The following is a 25230-nucleotide window of genomic DNA, read 5'->3' as shown; positions in this document are numbered from 1 at the left end:
CTGCCACTGCGCGTCCGTGAGCTCATGCCGCCGCACCATAAGACGCGCCTGCCCAGCCGAAGCGCTGATTCACCACCCCAGCAAGAGCCATCAGAAACGGCCTAGACGGCGCGCTCGCGTCCCTCCCAATACGGATCACGCAGCCGGCGCTTGTAGAGCTTGCCGTTGGGGTCGCGCGGCATGGCGGGGAGGAAGTCGACGGACTGGGGGCGCTTGTAGCCGGCGAGCTGGCGCGCGCAGTGGGCCAGGATGTCGGCGGCCAGCCCGGGGCCGGGGCGGTGGCCCTCGGCGGGTTCGATGACGGCCTTGACCTCCTCGCCCCAGTCGTCGTGCGGGATGCCGAAGGCGGCCGCGTCGGCGACCGCGGGGTGGCTGAGAAGGGCGGATTCGATCTCGGCGGGGTAGATGTTCACGCCGCCCGAGATGATCATGTCGATCTTGCGGTCGCGGAGGAAGAGGAAGCCGTCCTCGTCGAGATGGCCGAGGTCGCCGACGGTGAAGAAGTCCCCGATCCGGTTCTGCTGGGTCTTGTCCTCGTCCTTGTGGTAGCGGAAGCCGCCGGTGCTCATCTTCATGTAGACGGTGCCGAGTTCGCCCGCGGGCAGCCGGTTGCCGTCGTCGTCGAAGATGGCCAGCTCGCTGATCGGCCAGGCCTTGCCGACGGTTCCGGGCTTCTTGAGCCAGTCCTCGGCGGTCGCGAAGGCGCCGCCGCCCTCGCTCGCCGCGTAGTACTCCTCGACGCAGCCGCCCCACCAGTCGATCATGGCGCGTTTGACGTGGTCGGGGCAGGGCGCGGCGCCGTGAATGGCGTGCCGCATGGCGCTCACGTCGTACGCAGCGCGGGTCTCGGCGGGCAGCGCGAGCAGCCGGTGGAACTGGGTGGGGACCATGTGGGTGTGGGTGCAGCGGTGCGCGTCCATCAGGGCGAGCATCCGCTGCGGCGTCCACTTGTCCATCAGGACGATGCGGTGGCCGATGTGCAGGGAGGCTCCGGCAAATTGCAGGACGGCGGTGTGGTAGAGCGGCGAGCAGACCAGATGGACGTTGTCGCCGAACGGCTCGATGCCGAAGATGGCGAGGAAGCCGCCGAGGTAGGTCTCCTCGGGCGGGATGCCGGGCAGCGGGCGGCGGATGCCGCGGGGGCGTCCGGTGGTGCCCGAGGTGTAGTTCATCACCCAGCCCAGGGTGCGCTCGGCGGGCGCGGACTCCGGCTGTCCGTCGAGGAGTTGGGCGTAGGGGTGGAAACCGTCGATGGCACCGACGGCATAGCGCTGTCCGGCCGGCAGGTCCGCCTCGTCGGCGGCCTGTCGGGCAGCCGTCGCGAACCGCTCGTGTGCGATCAGCACCTTCGCCCCGGAGTCGGCGACGATCCAGGCGATCTCCGGGCCGACCAGATGGTGGTTGACGGGGACGAGGTAGAAACCGGCCTGGGACGCGGCGAGGTAGGCGGTGAAGAGTTCGACGCCGTTGGGGAGGACCACGGCGAAGGCGTCGCCGCGCTCCAGGCCCGCCGCGCGCAGCCCGTGGACCAGTTGGTTGCTCGCGGCGTGCAGCCGGCCCGCGGTCCATTCCTCGCCGTCCGGGGTGATCAGGACCGTGCGGTCCGGGGCGGCGGTGGCCTGCGCCCAGAAGCCGTTGGGCGGTGGGGAGCCTGGGGTCATTCCGCTGTCCTCCTCGGGTTCATGCGCGTCCGGCGATGCGGTTGATGCGGTCGATGGCCCGCTCGAAGCCGCGGGTGAGGTCGTCGAAGACCGCCTGCACGCTGCGTTCGCTGTTCATCCGGCCGACGATCTGGCCGACCGGGGTGCCCAGCAGCGGCTCGACCTCGTGCCGCTGGATACGGGAGTTGGCCTCGGCGACCAGCAGGCCCTGGAGCGGCATCGGGAGGGGGCCGGGGCCGTTCGGGTCGTCCCAGGCGTCGGTCCATTCCGTGCGCAGCTGGCGGGCGGGTTTGCCGGTCAGGGCGCGGGAGCGGACGGTGTCACCGGGTCCGGCGGCGAGCAGTTTGGCGGTCAGCCGCCGGGAGTGCAGCTCGGCCTCCTCGCAGGTCAGCCAGACCGAGCCGAGCCAGACGCCCTGCGCGCCGAGGGCGAGCCCGGCGGCGATCTGCTCGCCGGTGCCGATGCCGCCGGCGGCGAGCACCGGCAGCGGGTCGACGGCGGCGACGACCTCCGGGGTGAGGACCATGGTGGCGATCTCGCCGGTGTGGCCGCCCGCCTCGTATCCCTGGGCGACGACGAGGTCGATGCCGGCCTCCTTGTGGTGCCGGGCGTGCCGGGGGCTGCCGGCCAGCGCGGCGACCAGGATGCCGTGGTCGTGCGCGCGCCGGATGACGTCGGGGGGCGGGGAGCCGAGGGCGTTGGCGAGCAGCTTGACGGGATAGTCGAAGGCCACGTCGAGCTGGGTGCGGGCGACATGCTCCATCCACCCGGTGATCCGCCAGCCGGCCGCCTCGCCCTCCGCGAGCGGCGGTACCCCGTGGGTGTCGAGGAGTTCGGTGACGAAGCGGCGGTGCCCTTCCGGAATCATCGCCTCGACCTCGGCCTCGCTGACGCCGGCCACCTTCTTGGCGGGCATCACCACATCGAGCCCGTACGGCAGCCCCTCGGTGTGCTCCTGCATCCAGTCGAGGTCGCGGGCCAGCGCGTCCGGAGCGGTGTAGCGGACCGCACCGAGCACCCCGAACCCGCCGGCCCGGGTGATCGCGGCGGCGACGGCGGGAAAGGGCGTGAACCCGAAGACGGCGTGCGCGATCCCCAGCGTGTTGCTCAGCTCCGTCTGCATGCGCGAAGGATGCCGCAGCGGGCCGTACGAGGGAAGAGGATTTCTGATGGGACGTCAGAAACTTGGACCGGGGCGGCGAGCGGGCCGATTCCGCCATCCACCGGCCCGGGACGACGAGCGGGCCGATCCCACCGCCCGCCGGCCTGGCGCGGCGAACGTGCCGATCCCGCCGCCCGGCAGCCCTCAGCTCTCCCCGCGCCCCTCCTCCAGCACCGCCATCGCCGCATTGTGCCCCGGGATCCCGCTCACTCCCCCGCCGCGCACCGCGCCCGCGCCGCAGAGCAGGACGGTGGGGTGCGTGGTCGCGACGCCCCAGCGGCCCGGTGCGCCGCCGGCCTGCTCGCCCTCCGGATCCGCGTACGGGAAGGCCAGGTCGCGGTGGAAGATGTTGCCGCCCGGCAGGCCCAGTTCGCGGTCCAGGTCGAGCGGGGACCTGGCCTCGATGCAGGGGCGGCCCTCGGCGTCGTACGCCAGGCAGTCGGCGAGCGGTTCGGCGAGATGGGTGTCCAGTTCGGCGAGGGTGGCGGCCAGGAGGCGGTCGCGGGTGGGGGCTTTCTCGGCGGTGTCGGCGATGAACAGGCGCGCCGGGGTGTGCAGCCCGAACAGGGTGAGCGTCTGGTAGCCCTGGCGGACCAGGTCGGCGCCGAGGATGGAGGGGTCGGTCAGCGAGTGGCAGTAGATCTCCGAGGGCGGGGCGGCGGGCAGCGCGCCGGACGCGGCCTGCTGGTAGGCGTCCTCCAGCTGGCGGTAGCCCTCGGCGATATGGAAGGTGCCGGAGAACGCCTCGCGGGGGTCCACCCGGGTGTCCCGGAGCCGCGGCAGCCGGGTGAGCAGCATATTGACCTTGAGCTGGGCGCCCTCGGCGGGTGGCGGCGGGGCCTCGCCCAGGAGGCGGGCCAGCTCCCGCGGGGCGGCGTTGACCAGGACCCGGCGGGCGCCGATGGTGCCCGCCGCGCAGCTGACCTCCGCGGTCCGGCCGTCCGTTGCGATGCCGGTCACTTCGCAGTCGGTGACGATCTCCGCGCCGGCCCGGCGGGCGGCGTCCGCCAGGGCGTCGGTGAGGGCGCCCATGCCGCCGATGGGGACGTCCCAGTCGCCGGTGCCGCCGCCGATGACGTGGTAGAGGAAGCAGCGGTTCTGCCGCAGCGACGGGTCATGGGCGCCGGCGAAGGTGCCGATGAGGGCGTCGGTGAGCACCACACCGCGGATCAGGTCGTCGGCGAAGGTCTCCTCGACCAGCTCTCCCAGGGGGCGTTCGAACAGGGCGTGCCAGAGGGCGTCGTCGTCGATGACGGCGCGGAGCGCCTCGCGGGTGGGGAGCGGCTCGGTCAGCGTGGGGAAGACCCGTCCGGCGAGCCGCCGGGTGGCGCCGTAGAAGCTCTGCCAGGCGGTGAACTCCCGGTCGGATCCGGTGAGTTCGGCGAAGGCCCGACGGGTGTGGGCCTCGCCCTTTCCGACGAGGAGTCCGGTGGGGCGGCCGTCGCGCACGGCGGGGGTGTAGGAGGAGACGGTGCGTTTGCGGACCGCGAAGCGCAGCCCGAGGTCCCGCACGATCTTCGGTGGCAGCAGGCTGACGAGGTAGGAGTAGCGGGACAGCCGGGCGTCGACCCCGGTGAACGCCCGGGTCGACACGGCGGCACCACCGGTGTGGTCCAGCCGCTCCAGCACCAGCACACTGCGCCCGGCGCGTGCGAGGTAGGCGGCGGCGACCAGTCCGTTGTGCCCGCCGCCGACGATGACCGCGTCATACGAAGTCCGTTCCGGCATGCCTCTTGGTAGCACGCGCCGATCAGGGTCGCCAGGTGCACGCGGCTGAAACCTTCTCCCCGGTCGGTGCGGCTTCTTGACCGGGCTGGGGGGTGCTCCTAGCGTCCGGCCGTGCTCCGCCCCGGCACCGCCCGCGGCCGTCCTCTGCTCAGCCGTCCCGCCCACCCGTGAGGTGACCCGTGTCCCGTTCCCCGGTACCCCGCACCGGCCGTACCCTCGCCGGACTGACCGCCGTCGCCGCCTGCTCCGCCGGGCTGCTCGCAGCTCCCGCGCCGGCCTCGGCCGCCCCCGATCCGGCCCGCGCGCCAGGCGCCGCGCAGGCCGCCGGGGCGTACCCGAATCTGGCCCCCAGACCCCCGATGGGCTGGAACGACTGGTCGTACTACATGTGCCGGATCGACGAGAAGACGGTCCTGGACAATGCGCGGGCGCTGGTCCGTACGGGGCTGGCGGACAAGGGCTACCGCACCGTCACCGTCGACGACTGCTGGATGAGCAAGGCGCGCGGCTCCCGGGGCGAGCTGGTGGCGGACCCGCAGAAGTTCCCGCACGGGATGGCGTATGTGGGGCGGCAGCTGCACCGTATGGGACTGAAGTTCGGGATCTATGAGGACGTCGGCACCCTTACGTGTGAGAGGTATCCGGGCAGTCTCGGCCATTTCCCCCAGGACGCACGGCAGTTCGCCCGGTGGAAGGTGGACTACGTCAAGGCGGACGGCTGCAACGTGCCGGTGGCGGCGGGGCACACCAAGGAGGAGACCTACCGGGATCTGTACCGGCAGATGAGCCAGGCGCTCAGGGACACCGGCCGGCCGATCACCTTCTCGGTGTCGGCGCCGGCCTATTTCCAGTACGACGGGGACAGCGTCTGGCACCGGGTCATCGGCTGGTCGGCCGAGGTCGGCAATCTGTGGCGGGAGGGGCGGGATGTGGCGCTCCAGCAGCACAGCCCGGCCGCGAAGTGGTCGTCCATCCTCTACAACTTCCGCTACAACGCGAAGCTGGCCGACCTCCAGAAGCCGGGGCGCTGGAACGACCCGGACTTCCTGCTGGCCGGCGACACGGGCCTGACGCGTGAGGAGATCCAGAGCCAGATGTCGCTGTGGGCGGTGATGGCCGCGCCGCTGATCTCCAGCACGGATGTCGCCGGCCTGTCCCCGCAGGCGCGCGAGGTGCTCGGGAACAAGAAGGTCATCGCCGTCGACCAGGACGCGCTCGGCGTCCAGGGGCGGGTCGTGCAACAGGACAGCGGCTCGACGGTGCTGGCCAAGCCGCTGAAGAACGGCGACCGGGCGATCGCGCTGTTCAACTCGGGCGACACGGCGCGCACCCTGTCCGTCACGGCCGCCGCAGCCGGTCTGCCGGACGCCGGGTCCTACCGGCTGCACGACCTGGTCACCGGCCGCCGGACGCACAGCGACGGGACCATCGTGGCGCGCGACGTCCCGCCGCATAGCACCGTGCTCTACCGGGTCACCCCGGGCTGAGCCGGCGGGCCGGCAGACCCGCGGACGCAGGCCGCCCGTTCACTGCCGCCGGCGTACGGCGCGCTCCTGGCGCCGTGCCGCGAGCCGACGGTGGACGGCGGCGGCCTCGTCCGCGCGGCCCAGCTGTTCCAGGCACTGGGCGAGGTCGCTCTGGCTGGCCAGTGCGTCGAGATGGCCGGCGCCCAGGACGCGCTCGCGGGCGTCGGCGACCCGGCGGTAGTGGTCCAGCGCCTCGCCCCAGCGGCCGAGCCAGCCCAGCGCCACGGCGGTCTCCCGGCGGCTGACCAGGGTGTCGGGGTGGTCCTCGCTCAGCACCCGGGCGCGGGCCGCGGCCACTTCGCGGGCCTCCACCAGCGCCTCCTGCCAGCGGTGCTGCCGGCCGAGGTTGACGACCAGGCCGTGCCGGGCGCGCAGGGTCTCCGGGTCGTCGGCGCCCTGGGACCGGGTGCGGGCCGCGACCAGCTCCCGGTAGAGCGCCAGCGCCTCCGCGCTGCGGCCGAGCCGGCCGAGGCCGATACCGACCTCGTAGCGGGCGGCCAGGGTGTCGGGGTGGTCGGGGCCGAGCACGGCCGAGCGGGCCGCCGCGACCTCCTGGTAGACCTGCAGCGCCGCCGCCCACATCCCCAACTTGCCCAGCACGAAGGCGAGTTCACCGCGGGTGGTGAGGGTGTCGGGGTGGAGTGGGCCCAGCACCCGGGCGCGGGCCTCGGCCACGTCGCGCGTCATGGTGTGGCAGTCCTCCAGCCGGCCCAGCCGGCCGAGGTTGAGCGCGACATGGTGACGGCAGCTCAGCGAGTCGGGGTGGTCGGGGCCCAGCGCACGGTCGCGGCCGCCCAGCACCTCGGCGTAGAGCTGGTGCGCCTCGAAGTGCCGGCCGAGGCGGCCCAGTGCATGGCCGGCCTCCAGCCGGCTGGTGAGGGTGTCGGGGTGGTCGGGGCCCAGGAGCCGGGCCCGCTCCGCGGCGAGCGCGCGATGCGCCTCGCCCGCCTCCGCCCACCGGCCCAGCCGGCCGAGGTCCAGCGCGGCGGTGTGCCGGCCGGCCAGCGCGGCGAGGGCGGCGCGGCGGTCGTCGGGCAGCGGCGGGCCGGCGACACCGGCCGGCGGGGAGGCATCGTCCCGCCGCGTGTCGCTCCCGCCGGTCCAGGCGTCGGTGAGCACCGTGGCGGCCCGGTCCGGCGCCGGGCGGTACGGCCGCCGGGCGAGGTGTGCCGCGGAGCCAGGGGTCATGCCGTGGGTCCAGGAGGGCAGCGGGCGGGCCGGGACGGTCACCTCGTCCGGGTCGGCCACGGCGCGGTGCGCGAGCCGTGGCTGACGGGCATCGGCAAGGCGTTTGCCCAGCTCGGCGGCGTCCCGGGGCCGGTCGTCGGGGTCCTTGGCGAGGAGTTCGAGCATGATCCGCTCGTAGCTCTCCGGCAGGTCGGGCCGGAGCGTGCGCGGCGGCTCGGGCGCCCGGTCGCGATGTCCGACGAGCACCGCCCAAGTGTCGCCCAGATCGAACGGCGGCACGCCGGTGGCGATCTCGTACAGCACACAGCCGAGCGAGTAGAGATCGCTGCGGTGGTCGACGCCGTGGGCGCCGATCTGCTCGGGCGACATGTAGTGCGGACTGCCCATGGCGATGCCGGTGCCGGTCAGCCGGGCGGTGAAACCGATGTCGTGGCCGAGCCGGGCGATGCCGAAGTCACAGATCTTGACCGTGCCGTCGGCGGTCTTGACGATGTTCGCCGGCTTGAGATCGCGGTGCACGATGGCCTGTTCGTGCGTGTAGGCGAGCGCGGCGGCGACCTGTTCGGCGATCTCGATGAAGTCCGGGACGGGCAGCGGCTGGCGCCGGTTGTCGTCCAGCAGCTGGCTGAGATTACGGCCGCTGAGCAGCTCCATGACGATGAAGAGGGTGCCGTCGTCCTCGCCGAAGTCATGGACGACGGTGATGCCACGGTGCTGGAGCGCGGCCGCGACCCGGGCCTCACGGCGGAAACGTTCGCGCAGGACCTGGAGGAACGAGGGTTCGTGCTCCGGGCCCAGCGGTTTGAGGCATTTGACCGCGACCTGCCGGCCCAGCGACTCGTCGCGGGCGCGCCACACCTCCCCCATGCCGCCGCGTCCGATGGTGTCGAGCAGTCGGTACCGCCGTTGGATCAGTCTGTTTTCTGCCACCGTGAATCGCCGCCCCCGTCCCCGTTCCGCGGTCAGCCGCGCAGCTCCCCCTGCGTGCCCCGCTGCCCGTCCAGTATGGCGGGGGAACGGCGGAGCTTGTAGGGCGCTGGGCGGGTGTCGGGGCCGAGTCGCTCGACCGCGCGCAGGATGTGCCGGGGCGGGAGCTGCCAGCGGAGTCTGGAGGGAAGGGCGCGCAGCAGGCGGCCGGTGGCGCGCAGCCGGCGGGTGACGGCGGCGGGCGGGGGTGCGGGGAGCCCGTAGAGGTCGTGTGCGTACGCCGGGAGTGCGCCGTAGGCGAGGCGGGCCACCCGCTGCCACAGCAGTGCACGGGCCGGCCGGAGCACCGCCGGGGTCGGCGGCCGGCGCAGAAAGGCGGCCACCTCGCGGGCCTCCGCGGTGAGCGCCAACTCGGGCCGTACGCGGGCGAAGTAGGCGGCGAGTGCGGCCCGGTCGCCCGGTACCGTGGCCGGGTCGAGGCCGACGAGCCGGGCGCTCTGGCGCTGCTCGGTGAGGTAGGCGTCGGCCCCCTCGTCGCCGACCGGGCAGCCGGAGCGGCGCAGGACGTGCAGATAGGAGTCCACCTCCGCGCAGTGCACCCACAGCAGCAGTTCCGGCTCGTCGACGCGGTAGCGTGCGCCGCCGGCCGGATCGGCGGCGGTCAGCCGGCGGTGGATCCGGCGGACCCGGGCACCGGCCCGTTCGGCGTCCTCGGTGGTGCCGTAGGTGACGGTGCCGACGAAGTCGGCGGTCCGCAGCAGCCGGCCCCAGGCGTCGCGGCGGAAGTCCGAGTTCTGCAGCACGCCGCGGACCGCGCGGGGGTGCAGCGCCTGGAGGTACAGCGCGCGGACGCCGGCGATCCACATCATCGGGTCGCCGTGCAGCTGCCAGGTCACCGAGCGGGGCCCGAACAGCCCCGGGTCCGTGGACACCTCAGCTCACCTCCCGTTGCCGGATCAGCGCCGCACGCGAGGCATCCCGAGGCCGAGCCACGAGATGATCTCGCGCTGGATCTCGTTGTTGCCGCCGCCGAAGGTGAAGATCACGGCGGAGCGGTAGCCGCGTTCCAGCTCGCCGTGGAGCACCGCCCCGGCCGAGCCCTCCTTGAGCGGGCCCGCGGACCCGACGACCTCCATCAGCCAAGCGTAGGCGTCCCGCCGGGCCTCGGAGCCGTAGACCTTGACCGCGGAGGCGTCCTGCGGGGTCAGGGTGCCGTGCTGGAGCGCGTCGACCATCTGCCAGTTCAGCAGCTTCATGGCATCCAGTCTGGTGTGCGTCCGGGCCAGCCGTCCACGCACCCAGTCCAGGTCGATCACCCGGCGGCCGTCGCTGAGCTTGGTGTCGGCGGCCCAGCGCTGGACGTTGTGCAGGGCGCGGATGGCCATGGTGCCGTGGGCGGCGAGGGTGACCCGCTCGTGGTTGAGCTGGTTGGTGATGATCCGCCAGCCCTTGTTCTCCTCACCGACGCGGCGGGCGGCCGGGACGGTGATGTTCTCGTAGTAGCTGGCCGTGGTGTCGTGCGAGGCCAGGGTGTTGATCAAGGTGCAGGAGTAGCCGGGGTCGCTGGTGGGGACCAGGAGCATGGTGATGCCCTTGTGGGGCGGCGCGTCGGGGTCGGTCCGTACGGCGAGCCACACCCAGTCCGCGGTGTCGCCGTTGGTCGTCCAGATCTTCTGTCCGTTGACGACGTAGTGGCCGGTCTCCTCGTCGCCCTCCCGTACGGCGCGGGTCTTGAGGGCGGCCAGGTCGGTGCCGGCGTCCGGTTCGCTGTAGCCGATGGCGAAGTCGAGCTCGCCGGAGAGGATCCGGGGAAGGAAGTAGGCCTTCTGTTCGTCGGTGCCGTACTGCATGAGCGTGGGCCCGACGGTGTTCAGCGCCATCAGCGGCAGCGGCACACCCGCCTGGGCGGCCTCGTCGAAGAAGAGGAACTGCTCCATCGGGGACATCCCGCGGCCGCCGAACTCCTTGGGCCAGCCGACGCCGAGCCAGCCGTCGGCCCCCAGCCGGCGCACGGTCTCACGGTAGAAGCGCTTCTGGGCGGCGGGGGCGGCATAACGTGCCGCGGCGCCCTCCGGCACCAGCCGGGCGAAGTACGTGCGCAGTTCGGTGCGCAACTGCTGCTGCTCGGGGGTGTATTCGAGGTGCACGGCCCCTCCAGTTCGTCCGCTCCGGTCGTCCGGCCCGGGGGCGGCCCGCGAAGCTGACGGGTCGTCGGCTGCCGGATCGAGGGGCACAGTAGAACTTGTTCCAGAAATACGGAAGGGTGCGCGGACCGGCCGCGGACACACGAAGGCCCGGCCCGGCACCTCCGCGGCACCGGACCGGGCCTTCCCCGGACTCCATCAGCCCACGGCGTGCTTCGCCGGGTTGCTCGGCTGCACCCGATGGTGCTGCACGTCCTTGCAGTACTTGACGAATCCGCTGTTGGTCACGTACTTCGCGGAGACCCAGGCCGGCCGCTCGCCGCGCGTCAGGTACCAGACGGAGTTGCCGCGGACGTTCTGGGTGCGCACCTTGCACACCAGGCCGACCTGCGCGCGGTGACGGAGGTAGCCCCGCACGGAGGAGTCGGTGCTGGGGTACTGACGCTGACTCAGGCCCTTCTTGGCGGTGACGACGCCATAGGGCTTGAGGGGTCCGGGCGCCGCCTGGGCCGGGGCCGCGAACAGCGTCGCACCGACGGCGACGGCTGCGGCCAGTGCGCCCGCGCCGGCCGCGAGCTCTTTACCTCGGGCCACGAGGTTTTCGGTCGTGGACATAGGGGGTCTCCTGTTCTTGACACGCAATGCCACCCATTGGTGCACAGCCGGACATTACGCGCACTTCACCCCCGGAATGTGGTGAAACGACGAACAGGCAGCCAATCGTGTGACAGTGCAAGGGTTGCCGGGTGACGAGCCGTCATCGGCGTGCGTCCGGACCCGAGTCGACGCCGGTCAGCCCTCGGGTCAGCCCTTGACGCCGGTCAGCCCTCGGCACCGGCGCGGTGGATCCCGAAGGAGCCCCCCTGGGGATCCCGGATCACCGCGACCCGCGGACCGTCGGGGACGTCCGTCGGGGGCACCAGCAGCATGCCCCCCGACTCCGCGGCCCGGGCTGCCGTCTCGTCCACGTCGGCGACCGCGAAGTACGGCAGCCAGTGCGCCCGCACATCGTCCGGGTAGAACTCGTCCAGCGCGCTCAGCCCGCCGAAGTCGGCGCCGTCGATGCCCCACTGCGGGTAGTCCGCGTGGGTGCCGACGGTCCAGCCGAAGACCCGGGTGTAGAAGGCCTTGGCGGCCTCGGCGTCCCGGGTGGCGAGCTCGACCCAGCCGAGCGAGCCGGGCGCGTTGAGGAGGGCGGCGCCGGCGAAGGAACGGGCCTGCCAGAGCGAGAACACCGCGCCCTCCGGATCGGCCAGCACGGCGAAGCGGCCCAGGTCGAAGACGTCCATCGGCCCCATCAGCTGCCGCCCGCCCGCCTCGGTGACCGCCGCGGCCTGTGCATCGGCGTCCCGCGTCGCGAACGACACGGTCCAGGCGGTCGGCTGCCCGGGGGCGTAGAGCGGGGTCAGCGCGGCGACCGGGGCGGCGCCCAGGTACAGCGTGGTGTAGCCGCCCGCCTCCTGGCGCGGGTCGGTCTCGGCGCGCCAGCCGAAGACCTGGCGGTAGTAGACCTTGGCGGCGTCCACGTCCGAGGTGCCCAGCTCCACCCAGCAGGGCGCACCGGGAGTGGGCTCAGTGATCTTCACGGTGTGTTCCGTCCTCCGCGCCGGGCCGTGGCGGACGGGGCTGCGCATGCGTCCGTCCGCTGCCGATCGGTAGCCGTACGCTGCCGATGGTCCGACGGGCGCGACCGGGCCGCAACCGGAGCGGGCGGGACCGGCCCCTGGTGCGGCGACCGGGCCACAGCTCAGGGGCCGTCGGCGCGCAGCCGGCGCAGGGTGCCGTGCGGGGCGTCGGGGGCGAAGGCCTCGGCCAGGGCGTCGGCGGCGGCCTCGGCGGCGCGCGCGGCGCGGGGCAGCATGGCCGCCTCGTACGCGCCGAGCGCCGCGTCGGCGTCGCGGTCCCCGGCGAGGGCGCGGGCGAGTTCCCCGCCGTCGAGCAGCGCGAGGCCGGCGCCCTCGGCGGCGAACGGCGCCATCAGGTGCGCGGCGTCGCCCAGCAGGGTCAGGCCCGGGGTGGCGGTCCAGGTGTGCGGGACCGGCAGGGCGAACAGCGGCCGGTTGCGGAATCCGCCGTCGTGGTTCCGCAGCAGCTCCAGCAGCCGGTCGTCCCAGCCCTCGAAGGCGCCGAGCAACACCTCGCGGACCGCGTCGGTGTCCGCCATCGTCACCCCGGCCTCCAGCGCCCAGTCCTGGGAACCCCGGAAGGCGGCCTGCACGTGCAGGCGGCCGTTGCCGTGGCGCCGGGCGATCAGGCCCTTGCCGGCGGAGAGCGCCAGCAGGGTGCCGGCACCGACGAGGCGGGCGAGCCGCGGGTGGCGGGCGTCGGCGTCCTCGAACCCGGTCTCGACGAAGGTGACGCCGCAGTAGTGGGGGGTGGCGTCGGAGAGGACCGGACGCACCCGGGACCAGGCACCGTCGGCGCCGATGACCACATCGAAGGTCTCGGTGTGCCCGTCGTCGAACTCGGCGGTGTGGCGGCCGTCGCCGAGCGGGTGCAGGGTGCGCAGATAGCTGCCCCAGCGCAGGGTTCCGGGCGGCAGGGACTCCAGCAGCAGCCGGCGCAGCGCACCCCGGCCGATCTCGGACCCGCCGGTTTCACCGGGGGCCGGAGCGCGCCGGAAGAGCTCCGTCGCGGTGTGGTCGAGCAGTCGCAGCCCCTGGCCCGCCGGGCGGGCGAGCGCGGTGAACTCCTCCTGGAGACCGGCCTCGCCCAGCGCTGCCTGACTGGTCGTCAGCCACAGCTCCGGTACGCCGTGCCGGTCCGGGGCGGCGACGGAGGCGTCCTGCTCGAACACGGTGACCGGCAGCCCGTTGCGCCGCAGGACGCGGGCGCAGAGGAGCCCGCCGGGGCCGGCGCCGATGATGGCGATACGGGGCGGGGCGGGGTTCATGGCGCTCCTCGGCTGAGCGAAACGGCAGCCCCCTGGCCAGAAAAGCACAGTGGCCCACGGGGTGCAGCACGGCACCGGTCGCTGCCCCGCCCGCAGGATCCGCATACGGGGGCGCCGGCGGGGAGGCGTGCGTGGGCGGGCCGGCCGTGGGTAGGTCATCCCAGGTCGGGGGCGGTGAGGGCCTGTTGAGGGAGCGTCGGCCCGACAAAACGGACAGTTGGTCACTTCTACGGAACCACGCTTGCATAATTAGGTATGCCTAACCTAACGTAGCGACGCGTGTCGACGACCAAACCATCTGCCACTGCACCCGCTGTGCCCGATGCGCCGCCCGCCGCGAAGCTCCTGCGGCGCGTTCCGCTGCTCGTGGTCGGGCTCGGAGCGCTGGCGCTCTGTGCCGCCCTCAGCCTCGCCCTCGGTACCCGGTCCGTACCGCTGTCCACCGTCTGGGACGCGCTGACCGGCGCCACCCACGGACGGGATGCCCTCGTGGTGACGGGACTTCGGCTGCCGCGCACGCTGGTCGGGCTCGCGGTCGGCGCGGCGCTCGGGGTCGCCGGAGCGGTCGCCCAGGGCATCACCCGCAATCCGCTCGCCTCCCCGACGACGCTCGGCATCAACGCGGGTGCGGGCTTCGCGGTGGTCACCGCGATCTACGCCCTGCATCTGACCCGGCCCGTCCAGTACATCTGGTTCGCGTTCGCGGGCGCCGCGGCCGCCGCGCTGTTCGCCCAGGCGCTGGCGCGGCGCGCCGGTGACCTGGATCCGGTGCGCCTGGCGCTGGGCGGCACCGTCCTGCAACTCGTCCTGCTGTCCTGGACGTCGACGGTCATGCTGGCCAGCAAGCGGTCGCTGGACGAGGCGCGGTTCTGGCTGGCCGGTTCGCTGGCCGAACGCCCGCTGGCGGTGCTCTACCCGGTGCTGCCGACCCTGCTGATCGGGCTGGTCGTCGCGCTGGCCATCGCCCCGGCGCTCAACGCGCTGGCGCTGGGCGACGATTCGGCGCAGGGGCTGGGCGTGCCGGTGTCCCGGATCCGCAGCGCCGGCGGGCTGGCCGTCGTCCTGCTCGCCGGCTCCGCGGTGGCGGTGGCCGGTCCGCTCGCCTTCATCGGGCTGGCCGCACCGCATCTGGTCCGCCAGCTGCTGCGCACCTCAGACCACCGGATCGTGGTCCCCGGCTGCCTGCTCGCCGGCCCGCTGCTGCTGCTCACCGCCGACATCCTCGGACGGATCGTCATCCGCCCGTCCGAATTGCAGGTCGGCATCATCAGCGCGTTCCTCGGCGCGCCGCTGCTGGCGCTGCTGGCCCGGAAGGTGGCCCGATGAACGGCTTCGTACGCAGTGCCGCGCCGCACGGTGCGGCGACGGACGCCGGCCGCCGGACCGGCCGCGGCACCGCGCGCGGGCGTACCGCGCTGACCGCCGTCGTCGGTCTCGTGGTGCTCTGCGCCCTGGTGACGGTGTCCGTGGCCAACGGTGACATGGCGCTGCCGCCCGCCGACGCGGTCAAGGGCCTGTTCGGGCTCGGTGATTCCGCGACGGTGCTGGTGGTCCAGGAGTTCCGGGCCCCGCGCATGGTCGCGGCGATCGTCGCGGGGGCGGGGCTGGCGGTGGCCGGCGCCCTGCTCCAGCGGCTGTTCCGCAATCCGCTCGCCTCGCCCGACGTCATGGGGGTGACCGGCGGCGCCTCGTTCGGGGCGGTGGCGATGCTGGCCGCCGGGGCCTCGCAGGCCCTGATGCCGCTGGCCGCGCTCGGCGGCGGGCTGCTCGCCGCGGTGCTGCTCGGGGTGTTCGGCTGGCGCGGCGGGGTCAGCGTGACCCGCCTGGTGCTGGTCGGTCTCGCCGTACAGGCGGGCCTGACCGCGGCGGTGAGCTTCATGATCGTCCGCTTCCCCACCGAGCTGGCCGGGTCGGCCCTGCAGTGGACGACCGGCTCGGTGTACGGGCGGACCTGGCCCGAAGTGTGGTCCGCGGGCGGGGCGGTGGCGCTGGGCCTGGTCGTCGCCTTCGCACTGAACCGCCGGCTCGCCGTCCTCGACCTGGGCGACGACTCGGCCGGCGCGCTCGGCCTGCGCACCAGCGCCGCCCGGCTCCAGGTCCTGGTCATCGCGATCGTGCTGGCCTCGCTGGCCGCCGCGCTCACCGGCCCGGTCGCCTTCGTCGCGCTGGCCGTGCCGCACATCGTGCGGTTCCTCGCTGGGCCGCCGACCGCCGGGACGCTGGCGCTGTCCGGCCTCGCCGGTGCCGTGCTGCTGCTCGCCTCCGACCTCGTGGCGCAGTACCTGCTGCCGGTCGGCGGGCTGCCGGTCGGAGTGGTCACAGCCACTCTGGGCGCGCCATGGCTGCTGGTGCTGATGATCCGTCAGAGCAGTTCCGTGAACAGGAGTGTCCGATGACCGCCAATCAGCTTTCCACCCACGGACTCGATCTGCGCTACGGCGACCGGCTGATCGTCGGCGGCCTGGATCTGGTGCTGCCCGGCGGCGCCGTCACCGCTGTCGTGGGGCCCAACGCCTGTGGCAAGTCGACCCTGTTGCGCGGGCTGACCCGGCTGCTGGCGCCGGCCGCCGGCACCGTCGCGCTGGACGGCGCCGATATCCACCGGATGCCGGCCCGGGCGCTGGCCCTGCGGATGGGGCTGCTCCCCCAGCAGCCGGTCACCCCCGACGCGATCACCGTCGAGGCGCTGGTACGGCTCGGCCGCTACCCCCACCAGCGGCTGCTGAGCCCCTGGTCGGCGGCGGACCAGCAGGCGGTGGAGGAGGCGCTGCGGCGCACCGGCACGCTTCAGCTGCGCGATCAGCCCGTCGACCAGCTCTCCGGCGGTCAGCGGCAGCGCGCCTGGATCGCGCTCGCGTTGGCCCAGGACACCGATCTGCTGCTGCTCGACGAGCCCACCACCTTCCTGGATCTGCGGCACCAGCTCGATGTCCTCGACCTGGTCGCCGCGCTGCACGCCGAGGCGGACCGCACCGTGGTGATGGTGCTGCACGACCTCGGACAGGCCGCCCGTTACGCGGATCACCTCGTGGTCCTCAAGGACGGGCGGCTGGCGGCGGCCGGCGCCCCGGCGGACGTCCTCGACGCGGAGCTGGTCAAGTCCGTGTTCGACGTGGACTGCCGGGTGATCCCCGACCCCGAGACCGGCACCCCGCTGGTCGTCCCGAAGAGCAGCGCGAAACGGCACTCCGCCGTCACCGTCTGACCGCCTCCCCCACGGGCGTTTGCTCCCTCCCTCCGCTCCCCTCAAGGAAGACACCCTCATGCTGACCAGAATCCCCCTCCGCGCCACCACCCGCCGGCTGCCGGCCGCGCTGCTCACCGTCGCCCTGGGCGCCACCGCGCTGACCGCCTGCGGCGGCGGCAAGCCGGCCGGCGACGACGCGGCGCAGGGCAAGGCCGGCGCCGGCTTCCCACGTACCGTCAAGAGCGCCATGGGCGGCGAGGTGAAGATCCCCGCCAAGCCCCAGCGCGTGGTCGTCCTGGACACCGGTGAGCTGGACGACGTCACCACCCTCGGCGTCAAGCCCGTCGGCGCGGTCTCGCCGCACATGAAGACCGAGGGCGGCTTCCCCACCTACCTCAAGGACGAGATCGGCGGCGTCAAGGACGTCGGTCCGCTGCTGGAGCCCAACCTCGAAAAGATCATCTCGCTGAAGCCCGATCTGATCCTGTCCTCCAAGGTCCGGCACGAGAAGATCTACGACAAGCTCCAGGCCATCGCCCCGACCGTCTTCACCGAGACCACCGGCGGCCCCTGGAAGGCCAATCTGAAGGTCCACGCCAAGGCGCTGGGGCTGGAGAAGGAGGCCGACAAGAAGCTGACGGAGTACGAGACCCGGGCCAAGGCGCTGGGCGCGGCCATCAAGAAGAAGTACCACGGCAAGATGCCCTCGGCCTCGGTCGTGCGCTTCGTCGCCGGCCCGACCCGCCTCTACCAGAAGTCCTCCTACAGCGGTGTGGTCCTCGACGACATCGGCCTGGCCCGCCCGAAGTCGCAGAGCTCCACCGACCCGGCCAAGACCATGCTCGACGTCAGCCCGGAACAGATCGACAAGGCCGACGCGGACCTGGTGTTCGTGGCCTCCGCGGACGCGCCCGGCAAGACCCAGCAGAAGGACGTCACGTCCAACCCGGTCTGGAAGGACCTGCCGGCCGTCAAGGGCCACAAGGTCTTCAACGTGCCGGACGAGACGTGGATGTCCGGCATCGGCATCCAGGCCGCCGAGCACATGCTCGCCGACGTGGCGAAGGCCACCGGGGTGCCGCTGCCGAAGGGCTGAACCCCCGGGGTGGCCCCTCCCCGCCGGGGGCCACCCCTCTTCTCCCCTCTCCTGCCCCTCTTGCTCCCCCCACCCTCGAACCCAAAGGGGCCCGCTCATGCGGATGTATCTGCTCGCCCTCAACCCCACCGACTCGGTCAGCGAGGGGTTCCTGCCCGCTGCCGCCCGCCTCGGCCTCGACATCACGCTCCTGACGGACCAGCCACCGGCGCACCGGGAAGTACCCCCGCAGACGGAGGTCCTGGAGTGCGACGTCCATGACTTCCGCGCCGTCATCAACCGGATAGCCACCCACCACCGTCCCGACGCGGTGTTCACCAACAGCGACCATCTGCAGACCCAGGCCGCCCTGGCCGCCGACTACTTCGGACTGCCCGGCAAGGACTGGCGGGCCGCGCTGCGCGCCAAGAACAAGGGCGAGATGCGGCGCCACCTGGCCGCCGCGGGCCTGGACGCGGTGCGCTCCATGGAGCTCGCCCCCGGGCAGGATCCGTCCGCGTTCGCCGCCGCCGACCTGCCCTACCCCGTGGTCCTCAAGCCCCGCGAGGGCGTGGCGAGCGAGGACGTGATCCTGGCCGGGGACGCCGAGGAACTGGTGGCGCTCGCCAAGGAGATCCAGGTGCGGCGCCCCGACGCGGCGCTGCTGGCCGAGGAGTTCCTGGCCGGCGAGCTGTACACGCTGGAGACGCTGGGCGACGGCCGGGTGCGGCACGTCCTGGGCGGTTTCCACACCACCATGTCCGCGCCGCCCGTCTTCATCGAGGAGCGGCTGGACTTCGTCGCCGCCCCGCCGGAGCCCGTGGTCGCCCAGGTGTCCGCCCAACTCGACGCGCTGGGCGTCGGGCTGGGCGCCGCGCACACCGAGTTCGTGGTGCACGAGGGCCGGGCGCGGCTGATCGAGGTGAACTACCGCGTCATCGGCGACCAGTGCGACCTGCTGCTCGCGCAGATCCTGGGCATCGAGCTGTTCGAGCACATCCTGCGGGCCCATCTGGGCGAGCCGCTGCCCGCGGACCTCGGTGCCCGGCGCGACGGCGCGGGCCGGGTGGACTACGCCCTCGCCGACCGGGCAGGCACGCTCACCGCGGCGCCCGCCGCCACCGACCGGACGGTGGACGGCGTACGGCTCTCCTACCGGCCGCTGCGCGACCTCGGCGAACGGCACCCCTACTACGGCACCAACCGCGACTACCTAGGCGTGCTGCGGGTCACCGGTACCGACCGCGGCGCCGTGGACCGGGTGGCGGACGACTTCGTCGCCGCGGAGCGCTGGGAGATCACCCCTTGAACACCGCACTCGCCACCGCCGAGGGCACCGTCGCGCCCCGTGCCGACGACCCGGCCGGGCCGACGGAAGAGGACGAGCTGCTGGTACGCGTCCTGGGTGCGCTGCTGCGGGAGGACGTCGTCGGTCTGCGCACCCGCGGCACGCTGCTGGAACGGCCGGACGGGTACTGGCTGCGGCTCCCCGCGGGCCCGGCCGCCGGCGCCCTGCTGCTGCCGCTCGCCGAGGACGGCTACCAGAGCACGTACACCGCACGACTGCCGCTCCTGGTCCGCGAGTCCGACGGGGCCAGGCTGACCACGCTCGACGAGGTCGGCACCGCGCTGCGCGACCTCGCCGACCCGGCCGACCAGGGCGGCTTCGACGCCCTCGCCGGGGAATGCCGCCAGACCCTGGCGACGATGCGGCTGCACACCCGGACCCGGGACGAGGCCGACGCCGCACTGACCAGCCGACACGGCAGCGATCCCGGCGCCTGGCAGGGCCTGGCCGGCGGCCTGGCGTACGACACGCTGGCCGCCCGGACCGACCACCCCGTCTACCCGACCGCCCGCGGCCGGTCGGGTCTCGACGAGGACCAACTCCGGGCGTACGCACCCGAGTTCCGCCCGGAGTTCGCGCTGCGCTGGCTCGCCCTGCCGCGCGCGGCGGTCACCGTGCCGGGCGGCGCGGCGGCGCTGCCCGACTGCTGGCCGACACCCGGGGAGCTGGGCCTCGGCCACCTCGCCGAGAGCCATCTCGCCCTTCCCGTCCACCCGTTGTCCCTCGGCGATCCGCTGGACGGCGCGCTGCGCCGTACCGGTCTGGAGAGCGCGGCGGTGCTGTCCGACCGCGAGCTGCTCACGGTGGTTCCGACGCTGTCGATGCGGGCCGTGGCGCTCGATGCCGACCCGCGGCTGCACCTGAAGCTGCCGCTGGCCACCGCCACGCTGGGGCTGCGCAACCGGCGCACCATCAAGCCGGACACGCTCGTCGACGGCGCGGCGGGCCAGCGGCTGCTGGAGACCGTGCTCGCCCGCGAGCCACGGTTCGCCGCCACCATCCTCCAGGCCGACGAGACCTGCTACGCGCACGCCGGGGACGAGCTGCTGGCCGTGCTGTGCCGCCGCTACCCGGCCGGCCTGGACCACAGCGCCGTCGTGCCGATGGCCGCGCTGCTGAGCCGGGCGCCGGGCGGGCGGCTGGTGATCGACCACCTCGCGGACCGCTTCTACGGCGGCGACCCGCTCGCCCTGCTCGATGCCTGTCTCACCCTGCTCTTCGACTGGCAGACCACCCTCTTCGGCTACGGCATCGCGCTCGAATCCCACCAGCAGAACATCTCGCTGGTGCTGGACCGGGCCGCCGGCGGCACCCGGCTGCGGCTGCTGTTCAAGGACAACGACGGGCCGCGCATCAACACCGTCCGACTGCGGGAGACCCTGGGCGACGACGCCCCGGACCCGGCCGGCTTCGCCGACCCGCGGATCTTCGCCGGGAGCGACCGGCCGGTGCTGGACCTGTTCACCACCATCACCGTCCATCTGTGCGCGGGGTCGTACGCCTTCGGCCTCGCCCGGCACGGACGCGCCCCGCTGGCGCAGCTGCTGGGCCTGGTCCGCGACCGGCTCGCCGCGGCCGTCGAGCGGCTGGGCACCGGGCCGCACGAGCCGGGCGCCGCGCTGCGCGCCCATGTCCTGGACGCGCCGGAGCTGCCGGTGAAGGCGATGGTCAGCGCCGGGACGCTGCTGTCCAAGGAGCGCTCGGGGGCCGCCGACATCAACAAGCACTACACCACCGGACCCAACTATCTGCTGCCTACGGGGGCTTCCCGATGAGCACCGCCACCTCCCGCCGGACCGAGCCGGCGGTCGTCGAGACCAAGGCCCGTCCGGCCCTCGCGCGCCGCCAGGTGCACGCCGTGGCCGGCTGCTACTTCGTGGCCTCGTTCGCCGCCCTCGGCCTGCCGCCGTACCTCACCGAAGTCCTGCCCGAGCTGGGCGACGGCGCCGCCCGCTGGGCCGGTCTGCTCTATGTCGTCCCCACCCTGTTCGGCGCCCTCGGTGCTCCGCTGTGGGGGCGGCTGGCCGACCGCTTCGGCCGTAAACGGCTGCTGCTGCGCGCGCAGTTGGGGCTGGCGGCGGCGTTTCTGCTGGCCGGCTGGGCCGACTCGCTCGCCACGTTCGCCGCGGCGCTGGTCGTCCAGGGCGTCCTCGGCGGCACCTTCGCCGCGTCGAACGGCTATCTGGGGGCGGCCCTGGAGGGCCATGCGCTGTCCCGGGCCCTGACGCTGATGCAGGGCAGTGCGCGGGCGGCGCTGGTCTTCGCGCCGATCGTGGTCGGCGCGCTGACGCCGTGGCTGTCGCCGCACCGCCAGTACGCCCTGCTGGCCGTACTGCCGCTGGCCGCGGCCCTGATGCTGGCGAAGCTCCCGGAGCCGGCCGCCGACCCGGTCGGCACGGTGCAGAGGGACGGCACCGCTCCGGGGGCCGAGGTCACGGAGCCGTCCGGGCCGGTACTTCCGGCCGGGTACACCCCGGACGTCCGCCCGCTGCGCGCCCTCTACGCCCTGGAGTTCGCGTTCGTCTTCTCCACCGTCATCTCCTTCCCCTACCTGATCTCCCTCATCTCCCAGCAGCTGCCGGGGACCGGGCCGCTGGTGTCCGGTGTGCTGTTCGCCCTGCCGCACCTGTGCTATCTGGTCGCGGCGATGGGCGTGCACCGCGCCTTCCGCAACCGCCCCCGGGCCGGGATCGCCCTCGGCTTCGGCTGTATAGCGGCCGGGCTGGCCGGGCACGGCCTCGCCGGCTCCCTCGCCTCCTTCATCGCCGTACGCCTGGTGCTGGGCGCCGGGCTCACCCTCGGCCTGGTGTGCCTGTCCGTGCTGGCCGCCGACTGCGCCAAGGGCCGTGCCCCCGGCGGGCTGTTCGGCTCAATCGAGTTCTTCTCCAAGGCCGGCGCGGTCGCCGCGGGCGTGGCGGCCACCGCCGGCAACGACTGGCTCGGTCCGGTCGCCCCGCTGCTGACCGGCACCGCGATAGCCGTGGCCACCGGACTCGCGACCGCCGCCCCCCTCCTCGCCCGTACTCTCCGCACCCGCAGGAGCCCCCGATGCCCTCGCTGACCAATTCGCCCGCCACCGCCCCGGTGTCCGCCGCCCCCACCGGCCTGCCCACCGCCGACCAGGCCGTGGCACACACCCTGCTCAACTGTCTGCTGCGGGAGGTCTCCGGCCCCGAGCACCAGACCGCCGTCGACGACGGGCGACTGCTGATCCGGCTGCCGCGCCGCGGTGTGCTGCTGCGCGTCGCACTGCGCCGTACCTCGCTGCTGGGCGCGCACCGCTTCACCGGCCCGGTGTCCGAGCAGACCGACGGCGGCTGGGCGGAGGTCGGCTGGCGGCAGCTGGCCGAGTACGCGCACGCCGAGCTGTCGCTGCGCACCGGGGTGCACAACGAGGAGTTCCTGGCGCAGATCGCCTCCAGCCACCAGGCCGTGTCCGCCGCGCTCGCGGCCCGGGCGGAGGGCCCGGCCGCCGGGGAGTACACCGCGGAGGACTGGCAGGCCGCCTATGTCGCCTCCGAGCAGTCGCTGCTCTTCGGCCACCGCTTCCACCCGACCCCGAAGGCCCGCACCGGCGACCCCACCGCCTGGCAGTCGTACGCCCCCGAGACCGGCGCCGCCTTCCCGCTGCTGCTGCTCGCGGTGCGGGACGAACTGATCGCCGAGGAGTCCTGCGCGGACGGCGCCACCGCGGTGCTGGACGCGCTGCACCCCGACGTCCCGGAGGGCTACCGGCTGCTGCCCGTCCACCCCTGGCAGTACGAGCTGCTGCGCGACCACGCGGGCCTGCAGGAGGCGCTGGAGCGCGGCGACATCCGCGTCCTGGGCAACGGCCGGACGCCGTTCGCCGCCACCGCGTCCGTGCGCACGCTCTACGACGGTGCCGCCTTCCTCAAGTTCAGCCTGAACGTCCGGATCACCAACTGCCTCCGGAAGAACGCGAGTTACGAGCTGTCCGGGGCGGTGGCGCTGACCCGGCTGCTGGCGCCGCAGCTCACCGATCTCGCCACCCGCTTCCCGGGCAGCGCGGTGCTCCAGGAGCCCGCCTACCGCAGCCTGGCGCTGCCCGGCGCCGACGGCCGCCCGGTCACCGAGCTGCTCGAAGGCTTCGGCGTCATCGTCCGCGAGGGGCTCTCCCAGCGGCTGCTGCCCGGCACCACCCCGCTGCTGGCGGCCGCCGTCGCCGACGAGTACCCCACCGGACCGGCGCATGTCTCCCGGCTGCTGGCGGGGGCCGGCCCGCAGGCCGCGCTGGAGTGGTGGGCCGCCTACCTCGGTCTGCTGCTCCCGCCGGTGCTCGCCGCCTACTTCGACCACGGGCTGGTGCTTGAGCCGCATCTGCAGAACGTCCTGGTCTGCGTCGACGGCGACGGGATGCCCGCGCAGGTCCTCTTCCGCGACCTGGAGGGCACCAAGCTCGTCCCCGAACACCACACCGAGCTGCTGGCCTCGCTGCCCGAGCAGGTGGCCGCACCGATGACGTACGACGCCCAGCGCGGCTGGGACCGCGTGGTGTACTGCCTGCTGGTCAACCATGTCGCCGAGATGCTCGCCGCGCTCGCCGATCTGCATCCGGACACCGAGACGGAGCTGTGGGCGCAGGTCCGCCGCACCCTGCAGACCCACGCGGACCGCCACGGCTGCCCGCCGCGGCTGGCCGCCCTGCTGGCAGGTGTCCCGCTGCCCGCCAAGGCCAATCTGCTCACCCGCTGGGAGCGCAAGGCCGACCGGGAAGCCGGCTATGTGCGGCTGCCCTCGCCGCTGGCCGAGGCCGTCCTGTCGGGCGCTTCACGCACCGACGACCCCACCCCCTGGAGCGCCCGATGACCACCCCGAGCCCCGCCCTTCCCCCCACGGTCCGCGACCGCGTCCGTTCCCTCGCGCCCGAGGAACTGCCCGCCTACGTCTACGACTTGCCCGCCCTGCGCACGCATCTGGCCGAGGTGCGGGCCGCGCTGCCCCGGCGCGTCGAGCTGTACTACGCGGCCAAGGCCAACCCGGAGCCGGAGATCCTGGGTGCGCTGCGCCCGTACGTGGACGGCTACGAGGTCTCCTCCGGCGGCGAGCTGGCACATGTCGCCAAGGCCGTGCCCGACGCTCCGCTGGCCTTCGGCGGGCCGGGCAAGACGCCCGCGGAGATCGTGCAGGCGCTGGAGACCGGCGTGCAGCGCTTCCACGTGGAGAGCGTGTACGAGCTCCACATGCTGGCGAGCCTGGCCGCCCGCCATGTACCGGAGCGCCGGATCGCGGTGCTGGCGCGCTTCAACCTGCCGGTCGACGACGGCTCCCTGGACGGCAGCTCGCTCGCCATGGGCGGCCGCCCGACGCCCTTCGGGCTGGACCCCGACCGGGCCGGTGAGGTCGTCGCCCTGCTCACCGACGGCACCTACCCGCACCTCGAACTCCGCGGCATCCACGCCCACTTGGCCAGCGGCCTGGCGGCGCCCGAGCAGCTCGCCGTGTCCGAGGCCATCGTGACCTGGGCCGCCGCGCTGGCCACCCGGCACCATGTCCCGCTGTCCGAGGTGACCATCGGCGGCGGCATGGCCGTCGACTACGCCGCCCCGGAGCGGCGCTTCGGCTGGGCCGCCTACGGCGCGGGCCTGGCACGGCTCGCCGCCGCCCACCCCGGCCTCACCCTGCGCATCGAGCCGGGGCGGGCGCTGACCGCGTACTGCGGCTGGTACGCGACCGAGGTCCTGGACGTGAAGCGCAGCCACGGCGAGGAGTTCGCCGTGGTGCGCGGCGGCACCCACCATCTGCGCACCCCCGCGACCAAGGGCCATGACCAGCCCTGCACGGTGGTGCCGTCGGATGCGCCCTGGCCGCACCCCTGGCCGCGGGCGGTGGCGCAGGGCGGCCTGGTCACCGTTACCGGGCAGCTGTGCACCCCCAAGGACGTCCTGGCCCGCGCGGTCCCGGCGCCGGGGCTGCGGGCCGGTGACCGGATGGTGTTCGGGGTCGCCGGCGCGTACGCCTGGAACATCTCGCACCACGACTTCCTGATGCACCCGCGACCCGGCTTCCATTTCCTGGACGGCGGGGAGGCCGGGACGGGCGGGGAGGGCTGAGGTACGGGCGGGGAGGGCTGAGGTGCTCCGCCCCGCCGGGGTCCGCCGCGGGTGCCCGGCCCGTCCGCCGCACGGGCATCCAGGGCGGACGGCGGGGTGCCGGGGCGGTAGGGGCGGGCCGTATGCGGCCCCGCACGGCCCAGGCCGCGCCCTTCAGCCGGATCATGGTCCCCGCAGCTCAGGGGCCCCGTCCGGCCCCCTGGGCGAGGCCGGCCGGCGGTGCTCACGGAGCGCCACCCGCCACTGTGTGGTCGCCGTAACGACGGGTGCGCGGTTGCCGTGACACCTGGTTAACGGGCCGTTCGTAAGGTCGGGAGCAC

Annotated in this window: 19 protein-coding genes; 10 read left to right on the top strand and 9 right to left on the bottom strand. The window is 73.7% G+C overall.

Annotated elements, in window-relative coordinates; all coding sequences use genetic code 11:
- Positions 1–101 precede the first annotated feature (101 nt).
- The 3 genes from CPH93_RS30795 to CPH93_RS30785 form a co-directional block, all read right to left on the bottom strand.
- Positions 102–1661 carry an acyl-CoA synthetase gene (locus CPH93_RS30795; protein WP_096214704.1) on the bottom strand — a complete coding sequence of 520 codons (1560 nt, stop codon included), beginning with the start codon at positions 1659–1661 and terminating at the stop codon, positions 102–104.
- A gap of 19 nt (positions 1662–1680) precedes the next feature.
- A complete protein-coding gene (locus CPH93_RS30790; protein ID WP_096214703.1) occupies positions 1681–2784 on the bottom strand; it encodes an NAD(P)H-dependent flavin oxidoreductase in 1104 nt (367 codons plus the stop codon).
- Between the two features lie 183 nt (positions 2785–2967).
- A complete protein-coding gene (locus CPH93_RS30785) occupies positions 2968–4551 on the bottom strand; it encodes a phytoene desaturase family protein (protein ID WP_096214702.1) in 1584 nt (527 codons plus the stop codon).
- 179 nt (positions 4552–4730) lie between these two features.
- Between CPH93_RS30785 and CPH93_RS30780 the strand changes: the two genes are divergently transcribed.
- Positions 4731–6038, top strand: coding sequence for a glycoside hydrolase family 27 protein (locus CPH93_RS30780; protein ID WP_096214701.1), 1308 nt, complete (start codon positions 4731–4733; stop codon positions 6036–6038).
- 39 nt (positions 6039–6077) lie between these two features.
- Here the strand turns inward: CPH93_RS30780 and CPH93_RS30775 are convergent, their stop codons facing one another.
- The 6 genes from CPH93_RS30775 to CPH93_RS30750 form a co-directional block, all read right to left on the bottom strand.
- Positions 6078–8195, bottom strand: a complete 2118-nt coding sequence (locus CPH93_RS30775; RefSeq protein WP_096214700.1) for a serine/threonine-protein kinase — start codon at positions 8193–8195, stop codon at positions 6078–6080.
- A 32-nt stretch (positions 8196–8227) separates the two neighbouring features.
- Positions 8228–9124, bottom strand: a complete 897-nt coding sequence (locus CPH93_RS30770; RefSeq protein WP_096214699.1) for an oxygenase MpaB family protein — start codon at positions 9122–9124, stop codon at positions 8228–8230.
- Positions 9125–9148: 24 nt separating this feature from the next.
- Positions 9149–10339, bottom strand: a complete 1191-nt coding sequence (locus CPH93_RS30765; protein WP_096214698.1) for an acyl-CoA dehydrogenase family protein — start codon at positions 10337–10339, stop codon at positions 9149–9151.
- Between the two features lie 195 nt (positions 10340–10534).
- Positions 10535–10951, bottom strand: coding sequence for a hypothetical protein (locus CPH93_RS30760; protein WP_093481999.1), 417 nt, complete (start codon positions 10949–10951; stop codon positions 10535–10537).
- A 206-nt stretch (positions 10952–11157) separates the two neighbouring features.
- A complete protein-coding gene (locus CPH93_RS30755) occupies positions 11158–11922 on the bottom strand; it encodes a VOC family protein (protein ID WP_006607211.1) in 765 nt (254 codons plus the stop codon).
- Positions 11923–12083: 161 nt separating this feature from the next.
- Positions 12084–13229, bottom strand: coding sequence for an FAD-dependent oxidoreductase (locus tag CPH93_RS30750; protein ID WP_096214697.1), 1146 nt, complete (start codon positions 13227–13229; stop codon positions 12084–12086).
- 315 nt (positions 13230–13544) lie between these two features.
- On the opposite strand from CPH93_RS30750, the gene CPH93_RS30745 reads away from it, so the two are divergent.
- From CPH93_RS30745 to CPH93_RS30705, 9 genes are all read left to right on the top strand, one after another.
- Positions 13545–14555: a FecCD family ABC transporter permease gene (locus tag CPH93_RS30745; RefSeq protein ID WP_096214696.1), complete on the top strand. Its 1011-nt coding sequence runs from the start codon at positions 13545–13547 to the stop codon at positions 14553–14555.
- Positions 14552–15625 (top strand): FecCD family ABC transporter permease, encoded by a 1074-nt coding sequence (locus CPH93_RS30740; RefSeq protein ID WP_096214695.1) that lies wholly within the window; start codon positions 14552–14554, stop codon positions 15623–15625. The genes CPH93_RS30745 and CPH93_RS30740 overlap by 4 nt, the downstream gene beginning before the upstream one ends.
- Positions 15622–16434: an ABC transporter ATP-binding protein gene (locus tag CPH93_RS30735; RefSeq protein ID WP_093482004.1), complete on the top strand. Its 813-nt coding sequence runs from the start codon at positions 15622–15624 to the stop codon at positions 16432–16434. The genes CPH93_RS30740 and CPH93_RS30735 overlap by 4 nt, the downstream gene beginning before the upstream one ends.
- Before the next feature lie 58 nt (positions 16435–16492).
- Positions 16493–17512, top strand: coding sequence for an ABC transporter substrate-binding protein (locus CPH93_RS30730; protein WP_096214694.1), 1020 nt, complete (start codon positions 16493–16495; stop codon positions 17510–17512).
- A gap of 97 nt (positions 17513–17609) precedes the next feature.
- Positions 17610–18800: an ATP-grasp domain-containing protein gene (locus tag CPH93_RS30725; protein ID WP_096214693.1), complete on the top strand. Its 1191-nt coding sequence runs from the start codon at positions 17610–17612 to the stop codon at positions 18798–18800.
- Complete coding sequence (locus CPH93_RS30720; protein WP_173909912.1) at positions 18797–20614, top strand: IucA/IucC family protein; 1818 nt, start codon at positions 18797–18799, stop codon at positions 20612–20614. Before CPH93_RS30725 ends, CPH93_RS30720 begins: the two co-directional genes overlap by 4 nt.
- The gene (locus CPH93_RS30715) at positions 20611–21900 is read left to right on the top strand and encodes an MFS transporter (protein ID WP_096214692.1); all 1290 of its coding nucleotides are present in this window, start codon (positions 20611–20613) and stop codon (positions 21898–21900) included. Before CPH93_RS30720 ends, CPH93_RS30715 begins: the two co-directional genes overlap by 4 nt.
- A complete protein-coding gene (locus CPH93_RS30710; RefSeq protein ID WP_096214691.1) occupies positions 21888–23666 on the top strand; it encodes an IucA/IucC family protein in 1779 nt (592 codons plus the stop codon). Before CPH93_RS30715 ends, CPH93_RS30710 begins: the two co-directional genes overlap by 13 nt.
- The gene (locus CPH93_RS30705) at positions 23663–24910 is read left to right on the top strand and encodes a type III PLP-dependent enzyme (RefSeq protein ID WP_096214690.1); all 1248 of its coding nucleotides are present in this window, start codon (positions 23663–23665) and stop codon (positions 24908–24910) included. Before CPH93_RS30710 ends, CPH93_RS30705 begins: the two co-directional genes overlap by 4 nt.
- The last annotated feature ends 320 nt before the right edge of the window (positions 24911–25230 follow it).

It is taken from the genome of Streptomyces sp. 2323.1 (assembly GCF_900221035.1).
In the GTDB taxonomy this organism is placed as follows: Bacteria; Actinomycetota; Actinomycetes; order Streptomycetales; family Streptomycetaceae; genus Streptomyces; species Streptomyces sioyaensis.
Note: the sequence above shows the minus strand (reverse complement) of the source record. Positions and strands in the feature narration are given on the sequence as shown.